Raw genomic sequence first — 26,378 nt, 5'->3', positions numbered from 1 at the left:
ATGTACAAAAAAATAATGATATTTTTATATTTTTTCTATTTTTTGTTAGCAAAAATATTTCAATTTCGCTTAAGAGATTATTTCAATTCCAAAAGTGCTACATTTTCAATATGATAAGTCTGAGGGAACATATCTACAGGTCGTATTTTGACCACCTTATACATAGGATCCATCAGGGCTAAATCTCGGGCTTGAGTAGCACTATTACAACTCACATAAACAACTCTCTTGGGAGCTATTCTAAGGATTTGTGCTATTACATCTTTATGCATACCATCTCTGGGAGGATCTGTAATAATCACATCAGGGGTACCATGCTTGGTGATAAACTCTTCATTGAAGATATTCTTCATATCTCCCACAAAGAAGTCCACATTATATATTTGATTAGTATGTGCATTCTCTTTAGCATCAGCAATAGCTTCTGGAACAGACTCTACTCCTATTACTTTTTTAGCTCCTTTGGCTATAAACTGTGCAATTGTTCCCGTGCCTGTATAAAGGTCATACACTAATTCTTTTCCTGTAAGTGCTGCAAAATCTCTAGTTACTTTGTATAACTGATAAGCCTGTAAGGAATTAGTCTGAAAGAAAGATTTAGCATTAATCTTAAAGCGTAAATCTTCCATCTCTTCATGAATAAATTCTCTTCCATGATAACAAATCACCTCTTGATCATAAATGGTATCATTAGGCTTACTATTAATAATGTACTGAAGAGAAGTAATCTGAGGGAATTGTACCAACAAATAGTCTAACAACTCTTTTCTTTCTTCCTTTCTCTCCTCTAAGAATTGTATAACAAGCATAATTTCCCCTATAGAAGTGATACGAATCATCATAGTTCGTAACCAACCTGAATGACTACAAGGATTATAGAAAGTATATCCATGAGTATTAGCATATTCTTTTATAGCATTACGAATGGCATTAGAAGGATCTTCCTGAAGGTAACACTTATGAATATCCAACACTTTATCCCAAGCACCTGCAATATGGAAACCTAATCCATTACGATTATTTATTTCCTCCTTAGATTCAATTTCTTCTGAGGTAAGCCATCGGGATTCACTAAAGGAAAATTCTATTTTATTTCTATAGAAATACTCCTTTTCACTCCCTAAAATAGGCAATATTTCTTCAGGAACAATTCCTCCTAAGCGCTTAAGGTTATTTACCACTTCCTTTTGCTTGTAAAAGAGCTGACTTTGATAGTTCATATCTTGCCATTGACAACCTCCACAATAGAGAAAATGTTCACAGACAGGAGGTACTCTTAAAGGGGATTTTTGATAAAATTTCACCACTGTTCCCTCATAGAATGCTTTCTTCTTTTTAGTTATAAGTACATCCACTATATCTTCTGGAATTGCATTTTCTAAAAAAATAACCCTTCCATCAGGGGCATGAGCAATACTTTTCCCTTTAGCACCCGCATCAGTTACAGTAACTTTTTCTATTAAAAGAGGTTTTTTATCTTTTCTCATGTAATTGATATCCTATAGAGAAGTTAAGAATGAATATTAATGCAATGTAGGGACGAATTATAATTCGCCCCTACATTTAAACCAAATCAATTATAGTTTACTTATTGAGCAAGTACTATTATTCTATTATCTTTTTGTTCTACAACACCCCCTTCAATAGGCAAAGCATATTCTCCCTTCTCTTGTATAAAATGTTCTTGCATAAATACTGCGGGGGATTCACTTTCCTTAAAGGATAAAGTACCTTTCTCTAACAGGGAGACAATGGGAGCGTGGTTCTCTAATATCTGGAAAGAACCTTTAACTCCTGGGAGGGTAACTATTTTAACCTTTCCCCTATAGAGTATAGCTTCCGGAGTTACTATTTCTAATATCATAATACTTAGTTTTGTACCTCAGCAAGCATTTTTTCACCTGCTTCAATTACTTCTTCAATAGTACCTTTTAGGTTAAAGGCTGCTTCAGGCAAATGGTCAAGCTCTCCATCAAGAATCATGTTAAAGCCACGAATAGTATCCTTAATATCTACGAACACACCAGGAATACCTGTGAACTGCTCAGCTACATGGAAAGGTTGGGAGAGGAATCGCTGTACCCTACGGGCACGTGCTACTGCTAACTTATCTTCTTCAGAGAGTTCTTCCATCCCCAAAATAGCGATAATATCCTGTAATTCCTTATAATGTTGTAGTAATTCCTTAACCCTCTGTGCGCACTCATAGTGCTCTTTTCCAAGGATTTCAGGAGTAAGAATACGAGAAGTAGAGTCCAATGGATCAACAGCTGGATAGATACCAAGTTCAGCAATTTTACGAGAGAGTACCGTAGTGGCATCAAGATGTGCGAAAGTAGTGGCTGGTGCAGGGTCTGTAAGGTCATCAGCAGGTACATATACTGCTTGTACAGAAGTAATAGAACCTTTCTTGGTAGAAGTAATACGTTCTTGCATAGCCCCCATTTCAGTAGCCAAAGTAGGCTGGTAACCCACTGCAGAGGGCATACGTCCCAAAAGAGCAGAAACCTCAGAACCTGCTTGAGTAAAACGGAATATATTATCCACAAAGAAAAGAACATCCTTTCCTTCTTCCTCCCCTGCTCCATCACGGAAATATTCAGCAATGGTAAGCCCTGAAAGGGCAACACGGGCACGTGCTCCAGGAGGCTCATTCATCTGTCCAAATACGAAAGTAGCCTTAGAATCCTTAAGGGCTTTTTTATCAACCTTACTCAAGTCCCAACCTCCTTCTTCCATAGAGTGCATAAACTCATCACCATATCTTATAATACCTGATTCAAGCATTTCACGAAGCAAGTCGTTTCCCTCACGCGTGCGTTCTCCTACTCCTGCAAATACGGAGAGCCCTCCATGTCCTTTAGCAATATTATTAATAAGCTCTTGGATAAGTACCGTTTTTCCTACTCCAGCACCTCCAAAGAGTCCAATTTTTCCTCCTTTTGCATAAGGCTCAATAAGGTCAATTACTTTAATCCCTGTAAAAAGTACTTCTGTTACAGTGGATAAATCCTCGAACTTAGGAGCTGGGCGGTGAATAGGAAGCCCATTTTCTCCACTTTTGGGCAAGTTGCCAAGTCCGTCAATACCATCTCCGATTACATTGAATAACCGTCCAAATACATCATGTCCTATAGGCATTTGAATAGGATGACCTGTAGCAATCACTTCCATTCCTCGACTAAGTCCTTCAGTAGCATCCATGGAAATGGCACGAACAGTATCCTCTCCTATGTGAGATTGTACCTCCAGAATCAAAACTTTTCCATCTTCACCTATAATTTCTAATGAATCATAAATCTTAGGCATTTCCTTTTCGGAAGGAAATATTACATCCACCACAGGACCGATTACCTGTGCTATTTTACCTTTGTATTGAGCCATATTTCTTATTTAAAAAAGACGCATTATTTTTGAGGGCAAAGATATTCATTTTATTTGTAAATGACAAGAAATATTCTTCTTTTTTGGAATAAATCTCCCTTTTAATCTAATACTTTTGAAAATCAATATAATAGAATAATAAGTACATTTTTTCTAAAAAATTTGTCTGTAATATAAAAATGTATTACTTTTGCGCTCTGTTAACGGAGGTCGTGTACCTCAAAAGTCTTAAAATTTATGCCTGTAAAAATTAGATTACAAAGACATGGTAAAAAAGGGAAACCTTTTTATTGGGTAGTAGCTGCAGATGTACGAGCTTCTCGCGATGGTAAGTTCCTTCAAAAATTAGGTACTTACAACCCAACTACTAACCCAGCTCAGATTGAGCTAAATATTGATGAAGCTATCAAATGGCTTCACTTCGGTGCGCAACCTACTGATACTGCACGCCGCATCCTTTCTTATAAGGGGGTCATGCTTAAGTATCACTTGGAAGGAGGTGTAAAGAAAGGAGCTCTTACTAAGGAGCAAGCAGACGCTAAATTTGCTGCTTGGTTAACTGAAAAAGAGCAGAAAATCAATGCTAAAAAAGAAGCCCTTCAAAAAGGAAAAGTTTCTGCCAAGCAAGAAAGTGTAAAAGCAGAACAAGCTTATAGCCAAAAACGCAAGGAAGCTATCGCTGCTAAAGCACAAGCAGCAGAAGCTCCCGCTGAATCCTCTGAAGAAGGAGCTAATGAAACAGAAGCTTAATGAAAAAGGAAGATTGCTTCTTTGTAGGAACAATTGTCTCCAAATTTAGCTTCAAAGGAGAAGTCCTTGTCAAAACAGACACGGATGACCTCTCCTTACTTGAAAATGTGGAATCAGTTTTTGTTGAATTAGGCAATGAACTGATTCCTTTTTTCATAGAAAAATGCAGCCTACACAAGTCCTCCCTATTTAGAATCAAGTTTGAAGAAGTAGACACTGAAAAAGATACTGAAACTCTTCTCAAACATCACTTATACTTACCCTTAACCTTGCTACCAAAACTTTCTGGAAATAAATTTTACTACCATGAAGTAGTTGGTTTTGAAGTATATGATACAAAGCATGGTCTTATAGGCTCTGTTACTCATATCAATGATCATTCCTCTCAGCCACTCTTTGAAATCCAACATAACGGGAGAGAGATACTTATACCTATCCACGATAATTTCCTTAAGGAGGTTAATCGTAAGGAAAAGAAAATCATTGTAGAGACTCCAGAAGGACTCATTGACTTATATTTACAATAAATCTCCAATTAAAATCTTCTTTTATGAAACTCTCTTACATTCTAAAAATAAGTTGTATTCTTTTATTGGTAAGTTGTCATACACAAAAGGTAGCTCAGCAGAGGACAACCCATAAAGGCAGTAGAATAACTATTAAGAATGCAAAAAACACTTCTCAAAGTACTAAGCCAACAACTATAGCTACTAAAGCAAGTACTTCCGATAGCCCTAGCAGGATAAGCGGTATAGCTTCTTATTACCATAATAAGTTTAATGGGCGCAAAACTGCCAGCGGAGAAGTATTCAATAATAATAAACTTACAGCAGCTCATCGTACTTATCCTTTTGGAACCTTACTAAAGGTAACCAATATAGATAATGGAAAGTCTGTAATAGTAAAAGTAAATGATCGGGGTCCTTTTACCAAAGAAAAAGTACTTGATCTTTCTAGAAAAGCATTTATGACTATTACCGATAATCCCAACAAAGGAAACTTACAGGTAAATATTGAGGTTATTAGTCAATGAGGCAGATATTCTCCCGTATTTTGCACTTTCTAATAAGAGAAAATATTATCGTTTCCTCTGCAGTAACTTCCTTAGCCATTAGCACTTTTCTTATCTTTAGCTTGCCCATAAAGTACCCTCCTCTATTCTCTTTGTGGGGAGGCACTATTTTGTCCTACTCCTTTGCTAAGGGAAGGACACTAAAATATAATTCTGTATTATGGTGGGGATGTGCTATTATGGTTTGTTATAATTTCTTTTTCCTAACCCTATATGGGAAAGTGATACTACTTGCAACAGGATTACTCAGTATTATGTATAATACTCCCCTTCTCAGAAGAAATCTTCGGAGTATTCCTTTTCTTAAAATAGGGATTGTTGCTATCTGCTGGGTCTCTGGTAGTATTTTTCTACCATTATCTGAGTACAGTACCTTTTCCTATCCTTATACTGTAGGCTTACTCTCCTTACAATATTTTCTTTGGATATGTGTACTGATACTTCCTTTTGATATCAAGGACAAATCCTCAGAGGAGTCCTATCTTCAAACGCTTCCCACTGTATTAGGAATAAAAAAAACAAAAATAATAGGAACCATCATTATAGGAATCTTTATTCTCCTTGCCTTCTATCATTCCTCAATTTATCTTTTGAGAATACAAATAGTAACCGCAGGGATTACCCTCCTTTCTTTACTTTTTGCCAAAGAAAAACAATCTTCTTTTTACAGTGGATTCCTTGTGGAGAGTATCCCTATTTTCTATTTTATATCATTATATTTGTTTTACAAATAAAAAAAATTAAGTTGTTTTTCTTTGATATCATAAGATATTTTTTTAATTTTGTCCCTATATTAATAAAAAGTAGATATGGAACAAAATCAACAAAACAAGAGTTATCTGCTTCCCATTATAATGATGTTTGCTCTATTCTTTATGATAGCTTTCGTCACCAATTTACAGAGTCCTATGGGAGTGATTGTAAAGAGCCAATTTGGTGCTAGCAACTTTCAGGCACAACTGGGAACTTTTGCCAACTTCATCGCCTATGCTTTTATGGGAATCCCTGCTGGACAGATGTTACAACGAATAGGTTATAAGAAGACTGCACTAGCGGCGGTAACAGTTGGTTTCATAGGGGTGTGTATCATCTTCTTATCAGGTGCGATGGAGAGTTTTGCTATATATCTCACAGGAGCCTTTATAGCAGGTTTCTCTATGTGTATGCTCAATGTAGTGGTCAATCCAATGCTCAATACCTTAGGAGGTGAAGGCAAGCGAGGGAACCAATTGCTACAGTTCGGTGGTGCACTTAACTCTATGGGAGGTACTATAGTACCCGTTTTTGTAGGATATCTTATAGGGGAAAATATAGAAAAAGCCTCTATTGACAAAGCCAATCCAGCCTTATACTTAGCCATGGGAACCTTTGCTTTAGTATTTGTTGTACTCTCCCTAATGCAAATTCCTGAACCTCATATTGTAAAAAAAGTAAAGAACAAAGTAAAAGAGCCTTATAGTGCATTATCCTTCAGGCACTTTGTCTTTGGAATCATCGCTATTTTTGTATATGTAGGAGTGGAAGTGGGAATTCCTGGAGTAGAGAACTATTTCATGACTGCTAAAGCAGACAAAGGCGGCTTAGGCATAGATGCTACTACTGCAGGTTCTGTAGTGGGTACTTATTGGTTCTTAATGTTCATAGGACGATTTATAGGAGGTACCTTAGGAGCTAAATTCTCCAGCAAGGCTATGCTTTCTTTTGTAGCTTCCTTAGGATTGCTCTTTGTACTCATGGCAATATTTCTACCTACAGACTTATTGGTGAACATGCCTGTATTCAATAAAAATATATCCTTTAGTCTTGCTGAAGTACCTGTTACTGTGATGCTCTTGACTCTCTGTGGACTTTGTACTTCAGTGATGTGGGGAGGTATCTTTAACTTAGCTACTGAAGGCTTAGGCAAGTACACTGCTGCTGCTTCAGGTATTTTCATGGTTATGGTATGTGGTGGAGGTATCTTATCTACTCTTCAGAGCTATGTAGCAGATATCTTAGGCTACGTGCAGAGCTACTGGGTAGTCATTTTAGGACTTGCTTACATCCTATACTATGCCCTTATTGGTAGCAAAAATGTGAACAAAGACATTCCAATTGCATAATTTTTCTTTTTTTAATTTAAATAAAGGGTTAAACGATGAGAACTAGTGGGGGGAATCTCCACTAGTTTTTTCATAGAATCATTCAAAATAGGAGTATTATATCCATTATTCTCATAAAAAATTTGTTAGAAAAAATAAAAGCTGTACTTTTGCAACCGAAATTTAAAGAAAAAATCATGAGCAAAAATGTATCTGACCAATTGGTCGAAATGTTAGTACAAGCAGGCGTAAAAAGAGTCTATGCCATTACCGGCGATAGCCTCAACCCTGTGAACGACGCTATCCGTCGCGATGGTCGCCTTGAGTGGATACACGTCCGCCACGAGGAATCAGCAGCTTATGCAGCCTCTATGGACGCCGAACTAAATGGCATAGGCTGTTGTATGGGAAGTTCAGGACCTGGACACGTGCACCTTATCAACGGACTCTACGACGCCAACCGCTCAGGCAACCCTGTGATTGCCATTGCCAGCACCTGCGCTACCCATAAATTCGGTACCCACTGGTTCCAAGAAACCAACCCCTTCTTGCTGTTTCAAGATTGCAGTAAATACGTATATGTAGCCAATACCCCCAAACAGTTCACCACAATGATGCAACGCGCCATACAAACGGCCATCAACGAGAAAGGCGTGGCAGTGTTGGGACTCCCTGGTGATGTGGCAGGTGCCGACCTCGAAGAAGTGCCTACTGCTACACAAACCTTCTTAGCAAAACCCGTAGTACGCCCTTCCGATAGTGAACTCGATAAATTATCAGCCGTACTAAACGACAACAAAAACAAAAAAATAGCCCTTTACTGCGGTCACGGTTGTCAGTATGCGGTGAAAGAAGTAGAACAGCTTGCCGAAACCCTTAAAGCGCCTATCGTCGCCTCTTTCCGTGGCAAAATATTCTTCGACCACACCGATAGCCCTTATATAGCGGGAATGAACGGCTTGCTCGGGCATCGTTCAGGTTATGATGCTTGCGCCAAAGCCGATGTGCTCGTAATGCTCGGCACCGATTTCCCTTATGCTGAGTTCTTACCTAAGAAAAACACCATTATCCAAATAGATGAACGCCCCGATATCATTGGTCGTCGTGCCAAAGTAGATTACGGTTTTGCAGGCGATGTGAAGGATACAATTATCGCCTTATTGCCTAAACTCAGCCCTCGCACTGACGATAGTTTCCTCAAGGATATTCACAAAGAATATTTGGAACTCGAAAAATCATTAGATGATTACACCAAAAAGAAAACCGAAGAGAATCAAATAGACCCCGAATATGCGGCTAAACTTTTGGATAAATACGCCGCTAACGATGCTATTTTCACTGTCGATACAGGTATGAATGTAGTATGGGCAGCGCGCTTTATCAAAGGTACGGGCAAACGTTACCTCACCGGTTCGTTCAACCACGGTTCTATGGCAAATGCTCTCCCAATGGCGATTGGTGCAGCGGCTTCCTCCAATGGCAGACAAGTGGTAGCAATGTGTGGTGACGGCGGTCTATCAATGCTCTTGGGCGATTTGGCTACCCTAATGCAATACCAATACCCTGTGAAAATATTTGTGTTCAACAACCGTTCGCTCGCAATGGTAAAACTCGAAATGGAAGTATCGGGCTACCTCGATTGGCAAACCAATATGGTAAACCCACCTTTCGACAAACTCGCCGAGTTGATGAACATCAAAGGCTATGAAGTGCGCAAAACCGAAGACCTCGAAGCCACCGTAAAAGCAGCTTTCGAGCACGACGGGCCTACTTTGGTGAATATCTACACCAATCGCGATACCTTAGCGATGCCTCCTCATGTTACCTTCGATCAGATGAAAGGCTTTGCTACTAATGTCATCAAAAAAATAGGACAAGGTGATTTTTCAAATGCAAAAGACAGTATTGCCAATAGTATGAAACATATCAAAGATGTGTTCTAAATAAGTAAATTAAAAATACAGAAAAGTAGGGGTGATATCTCATCTCTACTTTTTTTTATAAAACTATGCTGTCATCGCCATTATCGCTTAAAACAAAGACAAAAAAGAATAAAAATACAAATACAAAAAAGAACAATGAAGACGATGTAAAAGTTATCGCCTTCATCGCCAACTTTTTAACTTTAGCTATTAAATTATCCACAGCTAATAGCTTTTACTTTAATAAAACTTTAACTTGACAAAACCTCAAAAATGTTGTACATTTGCAACACTTTTTGATATAGTTTAAGGAAAAGAAACTTGAATTTGCAGTACTGATGAAAACGCGTATTACAGAATTATTTGGTATACAGTATCCTATCATTCAGGGAGGAATGGTGTGGGCAAGTGGTTGGCAGTTAGTAACAGCAGTAAGCAATGCAGGAGGCTTAGGACTGTTGGGCTCTGGATCCATGTCCTCAGAGGAATTAAGAGCTCAAATTAGGCAATGCAAGGCTCATACAGTAAAGCCCTTTGGAGTAAACGTTCCTATTATGTATGAAAACAGTGCTCATACTATGGAAGTGATTATGCAGGAGCATGTTCCTATCGTATTTACTTCAGCAGGTAACCCTACCCTTTGGACCGCTCAATTGCAAGAGAAAGGGATTAAGGTAGTACATGTGGTCAGTAGCAGTAAGTTCGCCTTAAAAGCAGCACAGATAGGAGTAGATGCCATCGTAGCTGAGGGGTTTGAGGCAGGTGGTCATAATGGTCGGGAGGAGACCACTTCTTTAGTTCTTATCCCTGAAGTTTGTAAAACAGTAAACATCCCTGTTATCGCAGCAGGAGGAATTGCCACTGGCGAGGCTATGTACGCTGCAATGGCTCTGGGAGCTGAAGGGATACAAATGGGGAGTAGATTTGTGGCTACAGAAGAAGCCTCAGTTCACCCTCTCTTTAAGAAAGAAGTCATTAAAGCTAAAGAAGGAGATACGATACTGACCTTAAAGGAATTGTCACCTGTTCGCCTGCTAAAGAACAAGTTCTATGGACAAATAGAAACACTTTATAACAAGCAGGAAGCTACTACAGAGAACCTTAAACAGTTACTGGGAAAAGGACGTACTCGTTTGGGAATGTATGAAGGCAACCTTGATGAGGGTGAATTAGAAATAGGACAAGTAAGTAGCCTTATCCATGAAGTGAAAAGTGTCAGTGCTGTATTTGAGGATATATTGCAAGAGTTTGAACAAACAAAAATAAGAATGCAGAGGATATAACCCTCTCATTCTTCTCCCAAAAGATGACGAATACGCATAGCTAAAACCCCAAAGATAGCTTCTTTGATAATGGAGGCATTCATTTTGGACTTTCCACGCACACGGTCGGTAAAGACAATGGAGACCTCTGAAAGATGATACTTCTTAATATAAGCTTTGTATTTCATCTCTATTTGAAAGGCATAACCTACAAACTTAATTTTATCAAAATCAATACCCTCCAAAACTTCTTTACGATAACAGATAAAGCCAGCAGTAGGGTCTTGTACCCTCATACCTGTGATGAGTTTCACATAGATAGAGGCACAATAGGAGAGCAATACACGTCTTAGGGGCCAGTTAACCACATTTACCCCCTTAACATAACGAGACCCTATGGCTACATCAGCATTATTCTCTTTACATTCCTTATATAGGCGTGATAAATCAGTGGGATTATGGGAGAAATCAGCATCCATTTCAAAGAAAAAAGCATATTTTTTTTCACTCCTAAGTCCCCAAAGGAAACCATGTATATAAGCGGTTCCTAAACCTGCTTTCTTATCTCTTTGAGTAAGAAATAAGCGGTCGGGAAACTCTTTTTGTAATTCCCTGACTCTAAGAGCGGTACCATCTGGAGAATTATCATCCACTATAAGCACATCAAAATGAGGCGCTTGCAGAAGAGTTACCCGAACAATACTCTCTATATTTTCTATCTCATTATAAGTGGGGATAATCACCAAACTATCTGAGAGGATTTCCACTAAAGAAGTATTCATTTTTTAAAATAAAGTGCAAAAGTACAACTATGAAAGTTATTATGCAAATGTTTCTTTGGTATGATTTTTGATAGTTCCCCTAACTTCAACATTCAATTTATTCATTAACTATCAATTTATGTCTTCTTTTCTGTTAAAAAAAAGCACTCTTCCGTATGAGGCACCAGATTTTACACAAATTCACAATGAGGATTTTATACCTGCTTTTCTTGAGGCGATAACTATACAGAGTAATCGTATAGAAGAAATTGTTCAAAATAAGACCTCTCCAACCTTTGAGAATACTCTACTCCCTTTGGAAAAGAGTAACGTGGAGCTCATGCGTGTGAGTAACATCTTCTATGCTTTATCAAGTGCACATTCTGATCCTATAATTCATGATACAGAAAAGAAAATTCTACCACGCCTTGCTACTCATCAAGACGATATTTTCCTCAACAAAAAGCTCTTCGAACGTATAAAGTTCCTCTATAATAGTCGTGAATCCTTAGCTTTGGATAATGAGTCATACAAGCTTCTTGAATACTATTATGACAATTTTGTGCTTAGTGGTGCTAATCTGTCAGATGAACAAAAACAAACTCTTAAAGAAATCAATAGTCAGTTAGCTGCCTTAATGAATGATTTCAATTTTAATACTTTAGAAGCACGTAAGGAAGCTGCCCTCATTATTTTGGACGAAAAGGACTTAGAAGGACTCTCTCAAGAAGAAAAGAAATCACTTGAACAAACTGATGGTTCTTGGAAGATTTCTCTTACCAATACTACCCAACAGCCTATACTCTCTTTGTTAGAGAATGAGCAAATCAGAAAGCGTATCTTTGAAAAATCATGGAATCGTGCGACTGAAGGAAAGTATACTACAGAAGATATTATATTAAAAATCATAGATTTACGGCAAAAAAAAGCTACCTTATTAGGATATAGAAACTATGCCGAATGGGCTTTACAAAAAAGTATGGTGAAGACCCCAGAAGCAGTGATGGATTTCTTTGAGAAGGTGATTCCTTCTTCTTCAGAAAAAGTAAAAGAAGAGCTAAAGACACTTCAGGGCATAGCTCAGAAAACTAAAATAGCACCCTATAATTGGAATTACTATACAGAAAAAGTACGCAAAGGCAAATATGACTTAGATGAAAACGAATTAAAGCCCTACTTCGAGCTCTTCAATGTATTAGAAAAAGGAGTTTTCTATGCCGCCACCCTACTCTATGGTATTACTTTCAAAAAAAGAACTGATTTGCCCGTATATCATCCGGATGTAGTAGTATATGAACTTTTTGAAGAAAAAGGAGATCCTTTAGGTTTGTTCTATGGAGATTTCTTTGCCCGTGAACAAAAAAGCGGAGGTGCCTGGATGAGTGAATTTGTTACTCCTTCTAAGTTATTGGGACAAAAGCCCGTTATTTACAATGTATGTAACTATACTCCTGCTACTAAAGATCAACCTTGTTTGCTTACTTTTAGTGAAGTAGAGACTCTCTTTCATGAATTTGGGCATGCCCTACATGCTTTTTTCGCCGAGCAGCAGTATGCCTCTTTAGCAGGAACCGCTGTAGCCAGAGATTTTGTAGAGTTTCCCTCTCAGTTTAATGAAAATTGGGCTCTCTACCCTACCATATTAGCCAATTACGCTACTGATTATCAAACAAAGAAACCTATAAAAGCTGAACTTATCCAAAAAATAAAGGATTCAAGAGATTTTAACCATGGATATGCCTTTACTGAAGTATTAGCCTCTTCTTATTTGGATATGAAGTGGCATACCCTTCCTTCTGATAGTAAGATTACTAATGTGACTCTTTTTGAAGAAAAAGCTACCGAACGCTTCCCTAAGGAAGTCCCTGTACGCTACCGATCTTCCTATTTTTCACATATTTTTTCAGGAGGTTATGCTGCCAGTTATTATGCTTATCAATATTCAGAAATACTTGCACATGACATCTATCACTGGTTTGAGGAAAATGGTGGGCTCACCCGAGCCAATGGTGAGCGCTTCCGAAAGAAAATCCTCTCCAAAGGAAATACTATGGATTACCAAAAAATGATAACATCCATGATGAATACCAATAATGATTAATGTTTGATATAGACTACAAAAATATTTATTTTATGTTCATCTCTCTATTATAATAGCTTTCATTTTAATATCATTACAGTTTTCTAATTGGTGAGTTGCTTTCATTGAGTAAGTTGTATAATTAATAAGAAAAGTCGTAAACGATTGAATTATTAGAAAATATTTTTAAGTATGCTCAAGAAATAAGATTGCCTGCTAACGACTAACCACAGAAGAAGTAAATTAATAATTAACCTTGACCATTAATAATTAAAAAAAGTGTCTTTAGAAACAGAAATACAAAAGCGCCGCACTTTTGGCATCATCTCGCATCCTGATGCAGGAAAAACAACCCTTACCGAAAAACTACTCCTCTTTGGAGGAGCTATCCAAGAGGCAGGTGCCGTCAAATCCAATAAAATTAAGAAAGGAGCTACTTCCGACTTTATGGAGATAGAGCGACAAAGAGGCATCTCTGTAGCTACCTCTGTTTTGGCTTTTAACTATAAAGAGCATAAAATCAATATTTTAGACACTCCTGGACACAAGGATTTTGCTGAAGATACCTTCCGTACTCTAACGGCAGTGGACAGTGTAATCGTAGTGATTGATGTAGCCAAAGGGGTGGAGGAACAAACCCAAAAACTCGTGGAAGTGTGCCGTATGCGTAACATTCCTATGATTGTCTTTATCAATAAGCTTGATCGTGAAGGAAAAGACGCTTTTGACCTATTGGACGAAGTGGAACAAAAATTAGGTTTACGCGTAGCTCCTTTAAGTTTTCCTATTGGAATGGGGTATGATTTTAAAGGTATTTATAATATCTGGGAAAAAAATATCAATCTTTTCTCGGGTGATAGTCGTAAGAATATTGAGGAAACCATTTCTTTTGATGATATCAATAACCCTGATTTGGAAAAAATTATTTCTGAACGATCTGCACAAAAGCTCCGGGAGGATCTGGAATTAGTGTATGAAGTATATCCTACCTTTGACCGTGAGGCATACCTCAATGGAACACAACAACCCGTATTCTTTGGTTCTGCTTTGAATAATTTTGGGGTAAGGGAGCTCTTGGATTGTTTTGTGGAAATAGCTCCTGCACCTCGCCCTAAAGCTAGCGAAGAACGCTTAGTAAGACCAGAAGAGAAGAATTTCTCAGGCTTTGTATTCAAAATACACGCCAACATGGATCCTAATCACCGTGACCGCTTGGCATTTGTTAAGATTGTTTCAGGTACTTTTGAACGTAACAAACCTTACCTACATACCCGTTTGGGCAAGAAACTCAAGTTCTCCAGCCCTAATGCCTTCTTTGCTGAGAAGAAGGAGATTGTGGACATTTCCTATGCGGGGGACATCGTAGGTTTACACGATACAGGTAACTTTAAGATAGGAGATACCCTTACCGAAGGTGAAGTATTGCATTTCAAGGGGATACCAAGCTTCTCCCCAGAACATTTCCGCTATATTAACAATGCTGATCCTCTTAAATCTAAACAATTAGAAAAAGGAATAGACCAACTTATGGATGAAGGAGTTGCACAACTCTTTACCTTGGACTTTAATGGCAGAAAAGTAATAGGAACCGTAGGTGCTCTGCAATATGAGGTTATCCAATACAGATTAGAGCACGAATATGGTGCTAAGTGTAGCTATGAAAATTTTCCTATTTACAAAGCTTGTTGGGTAGAGGAACCTGAAAATACAAAAGACGCCGATTACTTAGATTTTTTACGTGTCAAACAGAAGTTCTTAGCCCGAGACAAACAAGGTCAATTAGTATTCCTTGCTGACTCATCTTTCTCTATTGAGATGGTCAAGCAGAAGTATCCAAACCTAAAATTACACTTTACCTCAGAATTTTAAAATCATAGTAACTGACCATTACTACTCCTTAGAAAACCTAACAAAAATGTTCAACCTGTTAGACATGCTCTAAAAGAAAATCTATAAAGAGTTTAGATAAATTGAATAATTATTCTTGGCACATTAATTGCCTTGTTACAAGGGTCAGTACTTTACTGTTTACAAGAGCAATTGATTATAAGCGAGTTATGAGAGTTTTTATTTTTTATCTTAATTATAAACCCAAGAAAGTCGCTGACAAAATTACATAATTATAGCAAATAGAACATGAGAATAGGAAATTTTGACAGCCTTTTACATGAGGAGAATCTTAATGAAAATACAGAAATTATTCCTTTAACAAACCCAGATGAGGAGCACGAAACTCAAGAGGAACCCTTACCTGAAATAATTCCTATACTTCCGGTAAAGAATACCGTACTCTTTCCTGGAGTGATAACCCCTATCTCCATCAGGAGAGAATCGGCTATGCAACTTATTCATGAGGCTAAAAATGAGAATCTCATAGGAATCGTCAGTCAGAAGAATAACAATGAAATTCCTGATAAGGAAGATATTTACCGAGTGGGTACCGTGGCTCATGTACTCAAAACTCTTAAAATCCCTGACGGAAGTATTAGCATTTTTGTTCAAGGTGCTCGTCGTTTTGAGATTGAGGAATTTGTAGAAGAACAGCCTTATTTCAAAGCTCGTATCAATGAAATTCCTGAAGTTCGTCCTAATCCTGATGATGAGGAATTCTCAGCTACCGTAGAAGTAGTCCGAGATATTTCTTTACGCTTGGCAAAGGAAATGTCCAACGGCTCTTTTGAAATTCCTTTCGTATTGCAAAATATTGACAGTGAGTATTTCCTTATCAACTATGTGGCTTCCTCCTCACCTTTGTCTGTGGTTGAAAAACAGGACATTTTAGAGCAGAATAACTACCTAACACGTGCTTGGGCTATTATCAAATATTTTGGAGTAGAACTACAAAAAGCAACCTTGCGTAAGGAAATTCAGAATAAGGTCAACTTGGATTTTGATAAGCAACAACGAGACTATTTTCTACACCAACAGATACAAACCATCCAGAAAGAGCTTGGTAACGAATCCTTCGAAGCCGATATAGAAAAATTCAAAGAACAAGCTAAAAACAAAAAGTGGAATGAAAAAATTCAGAAACACTTTGATAAGGAATTAGCTAAACTACAACGCTTAAATCCACAAATGCCCGATTATGCTATTCAGCGTAATTATATTGATTTACTATTAGACCTACCTTGGGAGGATTACTCTAAGGATAAGTTTGACCTCAAGCGTGCCCAAAAAATCTTAGACAAAGACCATTATGGCTTGGAGGATGTTAAGCGCCGTATCATAGAATACTTAGCTGTACTCAAGCTCCGTAATGATATGAAATCACCTATCCTTTGCCTATATGGACCCCCTGGAGTTGGAAAAACATCCTTAGGGCGCTCTATAGCCAGAGCCTTAGGACGTGAATATGTACGTATGGCATTAGGAGGCTTACGTGACGAAGCAGAAATACGCGGTCATAGGAAGACCTACATTGGAGCTATGCCTGGACGTATCCTTCAGCTAATCAAAAAAGCAGGAAAATCTAATCCTGTTTTTGTCTTGGACGAATTGGATAAACTTAGCAATGGTTATGGAGGAGATCCTTCCTCAGCTATGTTGGAGGTACTTGACCCTGAACAGAATAGCGAATTCTATGACAACTTCCTTGAAATTGGTTATGACCTTTCCAAAGTGATGTTCATTGCTACTGCCAATGATCTAAGCACCATACAACCTGCCCTTAGGGATAGGATGGAAATTATTAATATATCAGGCTATACTATTGAAGAAAAGATAGAGATTGCCCGACATTTCTTACTTCCTAAAGTACTCAAGGAACATGGTATGGAACCCAAACAGGTACAATTGGGTAAAAAGGAAATAGAACGCATCATTGAAGGCTATACCCGTGAGTCAGGAGTACGTAATTTAGAAAAACAAATTGCTAAAATTGTACGTTACATAGCTCGTTCTATAGCTATGAAAGAGGATTATAATCCAAAAATATCCTTAGAGGATATTAGTAAAATATTAGGAATTGCCACCATGGATAGGGACAAATATGAAAACAATGAGGTCGCAGGAGTAGTCACAGGATTGGCATGGACAAGTGTAGGGGGGGATATCCTCTTCATAGAATCTGCCTTTTCCAAAGGTAACGGAGGACTCACTATTACTGGAAATATAGGGACGGTAATGAAAGAATCTGCTACTATTGCCTTGGAATATATCAAAGCACATGCCGAACAATTTGGATTAGATACCCGTATCTTTGAACAATACAAAATCCATATACATATTCCCGAAGGAGCCACTCCTAAAGATGGACCAAGCGCAGGAATTGCCCTACTGACCTCTCTTTATTCATTACTAACCCAAAAGAGGGTGAAAAAGAACTTAGCTATGACAGGGGAAATCACCCTGCGAGGAAAAGTACTTCCTGTAGGAGGTATTAAGGAGAAAATACTTGCCGCCAAGCGTGCAGGTATCAAGGAGATTATTCTATGTAAAGACAATGAAAAGGATATCAATGAAATAAAACAAGAATATCTACAAGGACTCACTTTCCATTATGCTACTGAAATGGAAGAGGTACTCGCTTTGGCAATCACTAAAGAAGATGTAAAGAATCCTAAAAGTTTTTCCTTTGAAGATTCCAAGAAGAATAATTAATTATAATTTATTATTTCATTAACACTTCTCTTAGGAGGAATCATGTATTTTTGCACAGTTAATTAAAAAATTTGTTATGGATAAAGAACAATTTCTAAAAGAAGCACAAGAGAAAATCAGTGTATTAACAGAAAAAATCAATTCCTTAACTAAAGAATTAGGGCTTAAGACAGGAGACCTTAAGGAAAAGGCTCAACAGGAGCTTAATAAACTTTTAGCTGATAAATCCTCCCTTACTGAAAAATTTGAAGCCTTAAAGAATGCTTCAGGAGACAAATGGGAAGAAGCTAAAAAAGCTTTCACAGACCTCTCTTCAGGTTCTCTCTCTGATGGACTCAAAAAGGGAATAGATGCTGTTAAAAATTTATTCTAAAAAAGGTTCAAATTACCTTATTAAATCCGCATAAAAAGCGGATTTTTTTAAATTCTATTTCAAAATATAAGAAAAAAGTTGTATCTTTGCCAACCCTCAATAGGATAACTTATGTTTGATAATTTAAGTGATAAATTAGAAAGAGCTTTACATGTTCTTAAAGGACATGGACAAATTACTGAAATCAATGTAGCAGAGACACTTAAGGAGGTACGCCGTGCCCTCTTGGATGCCGATGTGAATTACTCCATTGCTAAGGACTTCACCTCTAAGGTAAAAGCAAAAGCACTTGGACAGAATGTGCTAACTACTTTGCAACCAGGACAGCTCATGGTGAAGATTGTCCGAGATGAACTCACAGAACTCATGGGAGGAGATGCTACAGGGATAAATCTTAGTGGAAATCCCTCCGTAATCCTCATGTCTGGATTACAAGGTTCTGGGAAAACTACCTTTTCTGGGAAATTAGCCAATTTCTTAAAAACCAAGAAAAACAAAAAACCTCTTCTGGTTGCCTGTGACGTATATCGTCCTGCTGCAATTGATCAACTTCATATAGTAGGAGAACAAATAGGAGTTCCTGTATTCTCTGAAAGAGAAAATAATAATCCTGTAGATATTGCCCAAAAAGGACTTCAATATGCTAAAAGTAATGGCTTTAATGTAGTAATTATAGATACTGCAGGTCGTTTGGCTGTGGACGAGCAAATGATGAAAGAGATAGCTGAAATTCACAAGGCAGTAAATCCTCAGGAAACACTCTTTGTGGTGGATGCTATGACCGGGCAAGATGCCGTGAATACTGCCAAAGCCTTCAATGATGTATTAGACTTTGACGGAGTGATCCTTACCAAATTGGACGGAGATACCCGTGGTGGAGCTGCCATTTCTATTAAATCGGTAGTTAACAAACCTATTAAGTTCGTTGGTACAGGAGAAAAGATGGACGCAATAGATGTCTTCTATCCTGATCGTATGGCTGACCGTATTCTGGGCATGGGAGACGTAGTATCTTTGGTGGAGCGTGCTCAAGAACAATTTGATGAAGAACAAGCTCGTAAGCTCCAGAAGAAAATTGCTAAAAACCAATTTGGTTTTGATGACTTTCTCGCTCAAATACAGCAAATCAAAAAAATGGGTAGCATGAAAGACCTATTAGGAATGCTTCCCGGAGTAGGTAAAGCTGTAAAAGATCTCGATATCAGTGATGATGCTTTTAAGTATATTGAAGCTATTATCTTTTCAATGACTCCCGCTGAGCGTAGCAATCCTTCTATTATTAATACCTCTCGTAAAAATCGTATTGCTAAGGGAAGCGGACGTAATATTGCAGAAGTCAACCAGCTTCTCAAGCAATTTGATCAGATGAGTAAAATGATGAAAATGATGCAAGGTGGAGGAGCTAAACAAATGATGCGTATGATGCAATCCATGCAAGGTGGAATGCCTAAATTCTAATAACTAACACTAAAAACTAAAAATAAAATGTCAGAGAACAAACAAGAATTATTGGACAAATACTTTCATTTTATTAGGGAAGTAGTTGCCTCTGGAATTGTCTATTGTCTAAAAGATGAAAAAGACTATATAGCCTCTTGTACCTCTTCACAGTTTGAAACTCAGGATGATGAGGACGAGGAGGTAGGAGTACTCGCTTTCTGGTCAGATAAAGAGAAAGCACAAGCGTGCAAACAAGAAGAATGGGCAGACTATAAGATTAGTGAAATCCCCTTAGCAGAATTTATGGAAAGTTGGTGCTTAGGGATGCTTGAAGAAGATGTAGTGGCTGGTATTAATTTTGATACAGAACTCTTCGGATATGAAGAACATCCTATTCACTTGCTCAAAGCTCTTATTGATGAGGTAGAAGCTAATGATACCAAATTAGAATTCCAAAGTTTTTCTTCTCTCAATGACCTTAAAGATTATGTAAATGATTTAGAGAAAGAATAATAATAAGTGAAAAATAAAATAAAGAGGCAAGGCAAGCCTCTTTATTTTATTATCTTTCCTAATGAAACAGTAAAAATACCAAAATCATCAATAAGCATACTTTCTTTCTGTACTCCATTGAGGGCAAAAATACTGTCTAACTCTCGCTGGCTGCGACGGCGCATTACCCAATCTTTATCTTGATGACTCTTCAAAACAAAAGCTATTGTCTTAAGTTGTGGATGCCACGGTTGACCTGTATAAATCAAAAAACCATTATCTGAAATAGAAACAACTCCTTTCACAGCTTCATTAGCTAAAGTATTATTGCCAAAAAGTTCAAAAATACCTGAAATAATAGTAATATTGGGAGAGAATTCCATTCTTCGGTAGTTATCCTTATTAAAACAGTTATAATTGGTAAATCTTATATTCGTATATCCCTTCTCTCTAATAATTTTTTCACCTTTTTCTATATTAGAAGGCAGGAATTCATTAATAACAATTTCTACTTCGGGATGTCTTTCCTTGACATCAAACAAATAATTACCAACTCCTCCCGCAATATCTAATATTTTTACTTTTCGTCCTTGAACTTGTAGTACTTGTATAGCTTTCTCCACTTGTTGTAGTAGGTGAGTTTTACGTATGCGTACCCCTCGCCAACCTACAGCATTAAGATAGTTCTTATCCATCCATTTACCAATACCCCATTTTCCTTGTGGTATATTTTTATAAACATAGTCCATAGAAACTCCCGAATCAAAACCATACTCTAATCCCACTTCCATTCCACTGCTAAGATGTCCTAATTTGCCCAATGCCCATTTTTGGAAGTGATAATACCATTTCTCTCCTCTAGGAATGAGTTCATATTGCATTGTTTCGAATTCCTTTTGAGTAAATTTGTCAGGAGTCAAAGAAGGTGGTAAAGCAGGAGTTTCAAAAGCTTTAGTGATGAACTGTTGTAGGATTTTATATACTTCTTCCCTATCTTTCTCAAAGAGTATACCATGATGAAATCCTTTTAAAGTAATAAATTCTTTCACTTCTGAAGATAGATTTACATAAAATTGCTTTTGCTCTTTATTTATCACCACAAAATCCTCTTCAGCTGAAAGAAGCAATGTAGGAATTGTAATAGCAGCAGCATCTTCTACCAAACGCTTACCTGCATTAGCTAAATCAATTAGTAATTTTCCATTAATAGAGCGTGTAATAAAACGATCTGTATCATAAGCCTGTTGTTGCTTAGGATCATGGGTAAGCATCTTAGATTTTACATAACTCTTTACAATAAGCTTAGGATTCACTTTTAATGCAAGTTCAATAGCCTGCTTAGCCAAAGGGACAAGAAGATTTATTTCAAAAGCAGGTGCCAAAAGAGCCATTCCTGCAATGTGTGGTGCAAAATCATGTACCCATGCCGATACAATAACTCCCCCAATACTATTAGCTACCACAAAGATATCTTCCTCTCGTACAGCATATTCCCTTTGTAGAAACTTAGTGAAAGTATCCAAATCACGTACTGAATCCATAAAAGCAGGCGACACAGAAGCCTTAGTATGCCCATGCCCTCGCATATCAAAGGCAAAAATATTATAAGAGGCAAACAGTGGGTGAGTTGCAAATTCCTGTAAGCGCTCGCCATATTCATGTCCACGATGGATAACAATAAGGGTTTTCTGACCTGGTTTGTAATTCCATTCGTAAAAGAATATTTCAGCCCCTTCATAGCTATTAAAAAAACCTGTATTCATTTGTATTATATTTTACAAAGGCAAAGGTACAAAATAATATTATTCCAGCTAATTTTCTTTCTTATTTTATCGGAAAATTACGAATAAAAAGCAAAACTACAAAAAATAATGTAATTAGCTCATACAAAGAGGATTAATTTTTTGACAGGAAGATAAGAGAAGACAGAGTCTTAGATGTTTTAGATAGGTTTTTTCAAAATTAGGTTTCTAAATCGTTACCTACCATACTGAAAAATATTTTTTATTAATAGGTTATATTTCAGTGTTTTACACCTTTTTTCATATTGTACAGTAACTTGATAAAAAGTACTTTCGCAAATTAAAAAATTAGAGTATGAAAAAAGTAAAACGCTCAACCTTTAAGGTATTGTTTTACCTTAAAAAGAATGCCCCAAAGAAGAACGGTAAGGTTGCTATTATGGGACGTATTACCATTGACAATCAGGTAGCTCAGTTTAGTACCAAACTTGAAATCCTTCCACAGAAATGGGATTTGAAGTACGGAAGGGTAACAGGTAAAACAGAAGAAGCTACCCAACTTAATCGCAAGCTGGAAGAGATTCGCTCACGTATCATTACTCATTATGAGGAGTTGATGAAGTACGAGGGAGTGGTTACTGCTCAGAAGCTAAAAGCTACTTTTCTAGGCATAGGAGTAATGGAAGATTCCTTGCTAAAAGTCTATGAGAAGTTCAAAGAAGACTTTGCCCTGATGGTAGAAAAAGGTGTTAGAAGTTACAGTACGCTTAACAAATACGAAAATGTATACACTCATTTGAGCGAGTTTATCCAGTACAAATACCACAGAAGTGATATTTCTTTCAAAGAGCTTACAGAAGACTTTATCAACGATTTTGACTTCTATCTTAGAGTTAATAAAAGTCTTACTCACAACACAATATGGGTTTATATGATGCCCCTTTGTAAAATGGTAGAAATAGCCATAGACAAGGGTATCATCTATCGTAATCCTTTTAAGAATTATATAAGTTCTATGGAGGAGAAAGACAGAGGCTATTTGCTTAGAGAGGAAGTAGAAGCTCTTCTGCAATATCACCCTAAGAGTGCTTCTGTTGAATTAGTACGAGACCTATTTGTTTTTAGTTGCTTTACAGGCTTCTCTTACATTGACATCAAGCAGCTCAAGAAAAGTCACTTACAATCGTTCTTTGACGGCAACAAATGGCTTATCAAACGCCGTCAGAAATCCGATGTGCCCTGTAATGTACGTCTGTTAGATATAGCCGAGAAAATTATTGAAAAATATGAGGGTACGACTCGTACAGAGGCACTATTTCCTACACCCTCCAATGCTAATTGCAACCTCCTGATTAAAAAGATGATGAAAGATTGCAACATCATTCGTGAAAAACCCATTTCATTTCACTGGGCACGCCATACCTTTGGTACTCTGTTCTTAACAGAAGGGGTTCCCTTGGAAAGTGTTAGCAAGATGATGGGACATAAGAATATCAAAACCACCCAGATTTATGCTAAAATCACCAATGAAAAAATCAGCAAGGATATGGAAATTGCTGCCGAACGATTAAAAAACTTAAAGATAGGATAGCTTCTCAGTGTCTTTTAAAAATTAGAAATCCATTGATAACATTTCAAAAAGAGATGTGTCAATGGATTTTTTTGTTGCCTTACAGAAAGCTATCTGACAAAGATAAGAGTGTTATTAAGGCTTACCTATTTTCCCTGTTTTAAACACTTAAGGCACGTAATGGCGGTTCGTTGTTCGAGTGCAAAGGTATTTCTGTGTTCTTAACGCTTCTTGCAAGGTCAAGCCCGATGGGTTTTCAAAAAAATCTCCAGCCCTTGTCCGTTGTCCTGCGGGTAGTATTTTTTTGAAAAACCTTGCAGAAGCTAAACACAGACCTTTTATGGCACTCGAAACGAAACCAGCTCATTCCGACCTTTAAGCGAATAAAAAAAATGTCAAATATGAGAAAAATGCCGCTTCTTACAGATTGTTTTTTGAAACGAATACCGCTTTTCCTCCCATTGTCGAATAAAAATTTCAAACTATGTAGCTACTTAATTACGTTTTTACCTTCGTACATACTTGCTTGCTCTGATACGTGAAAGCAAAGTAATGTACAAATATACATATAGCTTTACATAGAATTGTAAATAACTTTGTAAGTAAGTGATTGGTTAAATATATTACTAATATGCCCTAAATCACTTTATGAGCTTGTAGTGTTTATCTTCTTTTCTTATGGTTAATTAAAATTTGACCTTTAGGGAGAATTTTCTGTTCACCGGAACAGAGCAAGTTGTGTTTTGAGGCACGCAATAGGCGTTTAGGCACTCAAAACAACTTGCCCTTGCAGTGAGCTTAAAACGCACTCCGAAGTCGTGGCGATTAGACTTATTCCACATTGTGATTTTCGTTGTGTCCTTTATCTTTTACGGTGATTTTGCCACCAACTGAGCACATACAATAGGAGCTTTCTGTAAGTATTTTTTGTCCGTTGATAGAGTCTTTCTCTGCGGTATCTTCCCATTGAATAGGAGCAGGCACACAAGGTAAATAACCACCTGAAGAAGGTTTTAGTTTACATTGCTTAAAGGGCTGTATATTAGTATTCGCTTGCTTGTCCTCCTCAGTAGCCATAGCTTTACCCTCAATAGTTACAAAATCTTGACTTGTAACATTGAGTTTACTTGTTGCAGTACCTTGATTGCAACTGAGTTCTGCAGTATCAGTGATGATTTGTGGCATAACTAATAAAAATTATTTCACTTTTTTATTGCTCTATCTTTATTCTCTTTACTATTCTTTAATTGAGGTAACCCAGAAAGATCTATTGCTTTATTATTATAGCGTTCATATTCTTCTCGAGTATATGTCCCAGCTACACAATCAAAGATATATTCATAATAAACATCAATAAAAACATCTATTACTTCTTTAACAACTACCACTGTCCATTTTTTTTCTTTTTCATCAAAATCAAAGTCTAATTCATTTGCTTCTCTATGTTTTCCCGTTCGCAAATTGATAACTCCATCTTTTTCTAATACCTCTAAAACCTTATAAAAAGACCATTTCTCAAATTTTGCTTCTTCATCTACTTGTGTTTCATCTCCTATTGTATCATATTGTTTCCAAATGCCTATTCTTACATCACTGTCCAAACCCGCAAAAGCCCCATATTCTTTTAGTCTTCCTCCAGGATAATAAAAATACATATAGTGATGATAAGATGGTTTAGGGGGGATTACAAAATAATAAATATAATCCCCTGCTACAAATGATTCGAAGGCACTTCCATCCGCTAATATATAAAATGGGGGACGCGTTGGGTCTTCTTTATAACCTTTATAGTTTCTTTTGTATAATTCAAAATCAAATCGTTTAAACATAATCGTATCTTTTAAAGAGTTTTTAACTTCAATGCTATATCTCTGCGCATTTTTACATTGTAAAAATAGAGTGATGATTATTAAGCTTATAAATATTCTCATAATATCATTTTTTATTCCAATAATGTACTTTCTCGTACTATTAACCATTGCCAATGCCACGTAAGATAACGCTCTTTTGGCGAGTCTATTCGATTTTTTGTAACAGGGTTTACTCCCAGATGTGAATAGTCCATTATGTTGTTTGTTTCCATTGCTTTGAATACAAAAAAGTTCTTATCTCTTATTTTTTCTTCCATCCTTGATTTATATATTTCTGATGGGTAGTAGAATGAATGTGGCAATCCTAAAGCGTGTAAACACTCGTGTGCAATGGTTTCCTTTTGGTGCCCTTTAAATAACATTACACATTTAGATACTGAATCAAAATAACCTCCTGCTCCTTCAGTATTAGGTTCCTTATATTCAAGATCAAGAAAATACAATTTAAAATAATTCGCATAAATAGTAGAATATTTACGTTCAAATTCATTTTTGATAAAATCATCCAATCCATTATTATCTGTTATTGTTTTAGAGAGAATTGTAAAAGGGTAAGGCGCAGGTAAATCTAAATAGAAAGACTCTCCTTTGATACTGTTAGGGTCTTTTTCAAGTAAGTTTACTTTGATCAATGCTTGCCCTAAAGCTTTTTTGAGCAAAGTAAACGTATTATCTTTATTATTACCATATTTACTTGTTATAGTTTTTACATAAACTGGAAGTATATTGATAGTTTTTACAATAGGTGCAATCATTGTAATGCAGCCTGCTAAATTTTCTGTTTTGTTCCCTTTTTCATCTACTTTAATGGCATATATTTTAATATCTATATCCTTGTCAAACTTTATTCCTGTCCATTTTTATCTATGACTTGAAATGCCTTACAAGTAATTTTTATGGTTTCTTTTTTTCCTGATTTCGGGTGTTCTATTTTTAATCTATCAATTCCTATAAAATGGTGATTGGCAGTTAGTTC

Annotated in this window: 22 protein-coding genes; 14 read left to right on the top strand and 8 right to left on the bottom strand. The window is 36.9% G+C overall.

All coding sequences use genetic code 11. From position 1 onward, the window contains the following. Positions 1–77: 77 nt before the first annotated feature. From rlmD to atpD, 3 genes are all read right to left on the bottom strand, one after another. Positions 78–1,487, bottom strand: coding sequence for a 23S rRNA (uracil(1939)-C(5))-methyltransferase RlmD (rlmD, locus tag VJJ03_RS02575; protein ID WP_009745942.1), 1,410 nt, complete (start codon positions 1,485–1,487; stop codon positions 78–80). A 101-nt stretch (positions 1,488–1,588) separates the two neighbouring features. Next, positions 1,589–1,864 (bottom strand): FoF1 ATP synthase subunit delta/epsilon, encoded by a 276-nt coding sequence (locus tag VJJ03_RS02570; protein ID WP_009745943.1) that lies wholly within the window; start codon positions 1,862–1,864, stop codon positions 1,589–1,591. Positions 1,865–1,869: 5 nt separating this feature from the next. Next, complete coding sequence (gene atpD / locus VJJ03_RS02565; RefSeq protein WP_009745944.1) at positions 1,870–3,384, bottom strand: F0F1 ATP synthase subunit beta; 1,515 nt, start codon at positions 3,382–3,384, stop codon at positions 1,870–1,872. A gap of 237 nt (positions 3,385–3,621) precedes the next feature. On the opposite strand from atpD, the gene VJJ03_RS02560 reads away from it, so the two are divergent. The 7 genes from VJJ03_RS02560 to VJJ03_RS02530 all read left to right on the top strand — a co-directional run bounded on the left by VJJ03_RS02560 (position 3,622) and on the right by VJJ03_RS02530 (position 10,492). Beyond that, positions 3,622–4,134: a 30S ribosomal protein S16 gene (locus VJJ03_RS02560; protein WP_323973657.1), complete on the top strand. Its 513-nt coding sequence runs from the start codon at positions 3,622–3,624 to the stop codon at positions 4,132–4,134. Continuing rightward, complete coding sequence (gene rimM / locus VJJ03_RS02555) at positions 4,134–4,661, top strand: ribosome maturation factor RimM (RefSeq protein WP_323973656.1); 528 nt, start codon at positions 4,134–4,136, stop codon at positions 4,659–4,661. The genes VJJ03_RS02560 and rimM overlap by 1 nt, the downstream gene beginning before the upstream one ends. Positions 4,662–4,684: 23 nt before the next feature. Next, a complete protein-coding gene (locus VJJ03_RS02550) occupies positions 4,685–5,167 on the top strand; it encodes a septal ring lytic transglycosylase RlpA family protein (protein ID WP_009745947.1) in 483 nt (160 codons plus the stop codon). Further along, positions 5,164–5,940, top strand: coding sequence for a hypothetical protein (locus VJJ03_RS02545; protein ID WP_323973654.1), 777 nt, complete (start codon positions 5,164–5,166; stop codon positions 5,938–5,940). The genes VJJ03_RS02550 and VJJ03_RS02545 overlap by 4 nt, the downstream gene beginning before the upstream one ends. A 75-nt stretch (positions 5,941–6,015) precedes the next feature. Then, the gene (locus VJJ03_RS02540; protein WP_009745949.1) at positions 6,016–7,308 is read left to right on the top strand and encodes an MFS transporter; all 1,293 of its coding nucleotides are present in this window, start codon (positions 6,016–6,018) and stop codon (positions 7,306–7,308) included. 176 nt (positions 7,309–7,484) lie between these two features. Continuing rightward, on the top strand, positions 7,485–9,230 hold the full coding sequence (locus VJJ03_RS02535) for a thiamine pyrophosphate-dependent enzyme (protein ID WP_323973829.1): 1,746 nt from the start codon (positions 7,485–7,487) through the stop codon (positions 9,228–9,230). Positions 9,231–9,547: 317 nt separating this feature from the next. Continuing rightward, positions 9,548–10,492, top strand: a complete 945-nt coding sequence (locus VJJ03_RS02530; RefSeq protein WP_323973652.1) for an NAD(P)H-dependent flavin oxidoreductase — start codon at positions 9,548–9,550, stop codon at positions 10,490–10,492. A 5-nt stretch (positions 10,493–10,497) separates the two neighbouring features. Here VJJ03_RS02530 and VJJ03_RS02525 read toward each other — a convergent pair whose 3' ends face one another. Continuing rightward, positions 10,498–11,253 carry a polyprenol monophosphomannose synthase gene (locus VJJ03_RS02525; protein WP_323973650.1) on the bottom strand — a complete coding sequence of 252 codons (756 nt, stop codon included), beginning with the start codon at positions 11,251–11,253 and terminating at the stop codon, positions 10,498–10,500. A 118-nt stretch (positions 11,254–11,371) separates the two neighbouring features. Between VJJ03_RS02525 and VJJ03_RS02520 the strand changes: the two genes are divergently transcribed. The 6 genes from VJJ03_RS02520 (at position 11,372) to VJJ03_RS02495 (ending at position 20,240) form a co-directional block, all read left to right on the top strand. Then, positions 11,372–13,333 (top strand): M3 family metallopeptidase, encoded by a 1,962-nt coding sequence (locus tag VJJ03_RS02520; RefSeq protein WP_323973648.1) that lies wholly within the window; start codon positions 11,372–11,374, stop codon positions 13,331–13,333. A 258-nt stretch (positions 13,334–13,591) separates the two neighbouring features. After that, on the top strand, positions 13,592–15,181 hold the full coding sequence (locus tag VJJ03_RS02515; RefSeq protein WP_323973646.1) for a peptide chain release factor 3: 1,590 nt from the start codon (positions 13,592–13,594) through the stop codon (positions 15,179–15,181). Between the two features lie 267 nt (positions 15,182–15,448). Beyond that, positions 15,449–17,914: an endopeptidase La gene (lon, locus tag VJJ03_RS02510; protein ID WP_323973644.1), complete on the top strand. Its 2,466-nt coding sequence runs from the start codon at positions 15,449–15,451 to the stop codon at positions 17,912–17,914. Positions 17,915–17,990: 76 nt separating this feature from the next. Beyond that, positions 17,991–18,287: a hypothetical protein gene (locus tag VJJ03_RS02505; protein ID WP_009745956.1), complete on the top strand. Its 297-nt coding sequence runs from the start codon at positions 17,991–17,993 to the stop codon at positions 18,285–18,287. 111 nt (positions 18,288–18,398) lie between these two features. Then, positions 18,399–19,745 carry a signal recognition particle protein gene (gene ffh, locus VJJ03_RS02500; RefSeq protein WP_323973642.1) on the top strand — a complete coding sequence of 449 codons (1,347 nt, stop codon included), beginning with the start codon at positions 18,399–18,401 and terminating at the stop codon, positions 19,743–19,745. Between the two features lie 27 nt (positions 19,746–19,772). Further along, positions 19,773–20,240 carry a DUF2750 domain-containing protein gene (locus VJJ03_RS02495; protein WP_009745958.1) on the top strand — a complete coding sequence of 156 codons (468 nt, stop codon included), beginning with the start codon at positions 19,773–19,775 and terminating at the stop codon, positions 20,238–20,240. 41 nt (positions 20,241–20,281) lie between these two features. Here VJJ03_RS02495 and VJJ03_RS02490 read toward each other — a convergent pair whose 3' ends face one another. After that, positions 20,282–21,982, bottom strand: coding sequence for a bifunctional alpha/beta hydrolase/class I SAM-dependent methyltransferase (locus VJJ03_RS02490; protein ID WP_323973640.1), 1,701 nt, complete (start codon positions 21,980–21,982; stop codon positions 20,282–20,284). 334 nt (positions 21,983–22,316) lie between these two features. Here VJJ03_RS02490 and VJJ03_RS02485 point away from each other — a divergent pair, with 334 nt between their 5' ends. Next, a complete protein-coding gene (locus tag VJJ03_RS02485) occupies positions 22,317–23,552 on the top strand; it encodes a site-specific integrase (protein WP_016479451.1) in 1,236 nt (411 codons plus the stop codon). Between the two features lie 810 nt (positions 23,553–24,362). Here the strand turns inward: VJJ03_RS02485 and VJJ03_RS02480 are convergent. The 3 genes from VJJ03_RS02480 to VJJ03_RS02470 are packed head-to-tail and all read right to left on the bottom strand — an operon-like array spanning position 24,363 to position 26,157. Beyond that, positions 24,363–24,716: a DUF4280 domain-containing protein gene (locus VJJ03_RS02480; protein WP_323973638.1), complete on the bottom strand. Its 354-nt coding sequence runs from the start codon at positions 24,714–24,716 to the stop codon at positions 24,363–24,365. Between the two features lie 17 nt (positions 24,717–24,733). Next, positions 24,734–25,462, bottom strand: a complete 729-nt coding sequence (locus tag VJJ03_RS02475) for a hypothetical protein (protein ID WP_276884980.1) — start codon at positions 25,460–25,462, stop codon at positions 24,734–24,736. Positions 25,463–25,473: 11 nt separating this feature from the next. After that, positions 25,474–26,157 carry a hypothetical protein gene (locus VJJ03_RS02470; protein WP_323973636.1) on the bottom strand — a complete coding sequence of 228 codons (684 nt, stop codon included), beginning with the start codon at positions 26,155–26,157 and terminating at the stop codon, positions 25,474–25,476. Positions 26,158–26,378: the final 221 nt, after the last annotated feature.

It is taken from the genome of Capnocytophaga sp. G2 (genome assembly GCF_035282625.1).
Classification (GTDB): domain Bacteria; phylum Bacteroidota; class Bacteroidia; order Flavobacteriales; family Flavobacteriaceae; genus Capnocytophaga.
Note: the sequence above shows the minus strand (reverse complement) of the source record. Positions and strands in the feature narration are given on the sequence as shown.

Bases quoted from the DNA above. Each gene is read 5' to 3' on its own strand.
- ffh (WP_323973642.1), top strand. From the start codon at position 18,399: ATGTTTGATAATTTAAGTGATAAATTAGAAAGAGCTTTACATGTTCTT.
- VJJ03_RS02505 (WP_009745956.1), top strand. From the start codon at position 17,991: ATGGATAAAGAACAATTTCTAAAAGAAGCACAAGAGAAAATCAGTGTA.
- VJJ03_RS02485 (WP_016479451.1), top strand. From the start codon at position 22,317: ATGAAAAAAGTAAAACGCTCAACCTTTAAGGTATTGTTTTACCTTAAA.
- VJJ03_RS02570 (WP_009745943.1), bottom strand. From the start codon at position 1,864: ATGATATTAGAAATAGTAACTCCGGAAGCTATACTCTATAGGGGAAAG.
- VJJ03_RS02475 (WP_276884980.1), bottom strand. From the start codon at position 25,462: ATGAGAATATTTATAAGCTTAATAATCATCACTCTATTTTTACAATGT.
- VJJ03_RS02545 (WP_323973654.1), top strand. From the start codon at position 5,164: ATGAGGCAGATATTCTCCCGTATTTTGCACTTTCTAATAAGAGAAAAT.
- VJJ03_RS02495 (WP_009745958.1), top strand. From the start codon at position 19,773: ATGTCAGAGAACAAACAAGAATTATTGGACAAATACTTTCATTTTATT.
- rlmD (WP_009745942.1), bottom strand. From the start codon at position 1,487: ATGAGAAAAGATAAAAAACCTCTTTTAATAGAAAAAGTTACTGTAACT.
- VJJ03_RS02550 (WP_009745947.1), top strand. From the start codon at position 4,685: ATGAAACTCTCTTACATTCTAAAAATAAGTTGTATTCTTTTATTGGTA.
- VJJ03_RS02530 (WP_323973652.1), top strand. From the start codon at position 9,548: ATGAAAACGCGTATTACAGAATTATTTGGTATACAGTATCCTATCATT.
- VJJ03_RS02525 (WP_323973650.1), bottom strand. From the start codon at position 11,253: ATGAATACTTCTTTAGTGGAAATCCTCTCAGATAGTTTGGTGATTATC.
- rimM (WP_323973656.1), top strand. From the start codon at position 4,134: ATGAAAAAGGAAGATTGCTTCTTTGTAGGAACAATTGTCTCCAAATTT.
- VJJ03_RS02520 (WP_323973648.1), top strand. From the start codon at position 11,372: ATGTCTTCTTTTCTGTTAAAAAAAAGCACTCTTCCGTATGAGGCACCA.
- atpD (WP_009745944.1), bottom strand. From the start codon at position 3,384: ATGGCTCAATACAAAGGTAAAATAGCACAGGTAATCGGTCCTGTGGTG.
- VJJ03_RS02560 (WP_323973657.1), top strand. From the start codon at position 3,622: ATGCCTGTAAAAATTAGATTACAAAGACATGGTAAAAAAGGGAAACCT.
- VJJ03_RS02470 (WP_323973636.1), bottom strand. From the start codon at position 26,157: ATGATTGCACCTATTGTAAAAACTATCAATATACTTCCAGTTTATGTA.
- VJJ03_RS02535 (WP_323973829.1), top strand. From the start codon at position 7,485: ATGAGCAAAAATGTATCTGACCAATTGGTCGAAATGTTAGTACAAGCA.
- VJJ03_RS02490 (WP_323973640.1), bottom strand. From the start codon at position 21,982: ATGAATACAGGTTTTTTTAATAGCTATGAAGGGGCTGAAATATTCTTT.
- VJJ03_RS02480 (WP_323973638.1), bottom strand. From the start codon at position 24,716: ATGCCACAAATCATCACTGATACTGCAGAACTCAGTTGCAATCAAGGT.
- VJJ03_RS02540 (WP_009745949.1), top strand. From the start codon at position 6,016: ATGGAACAAAATCAACAAAACAAGAGTTATCTGCTTCCCATTATAATG.
- lon (WP_323973644.1), top strand. From the start codon at position 15,449: ATGAGAATAGGAAATTTTGACAGCCTTTTACATGAGGAGAATCTTAAT.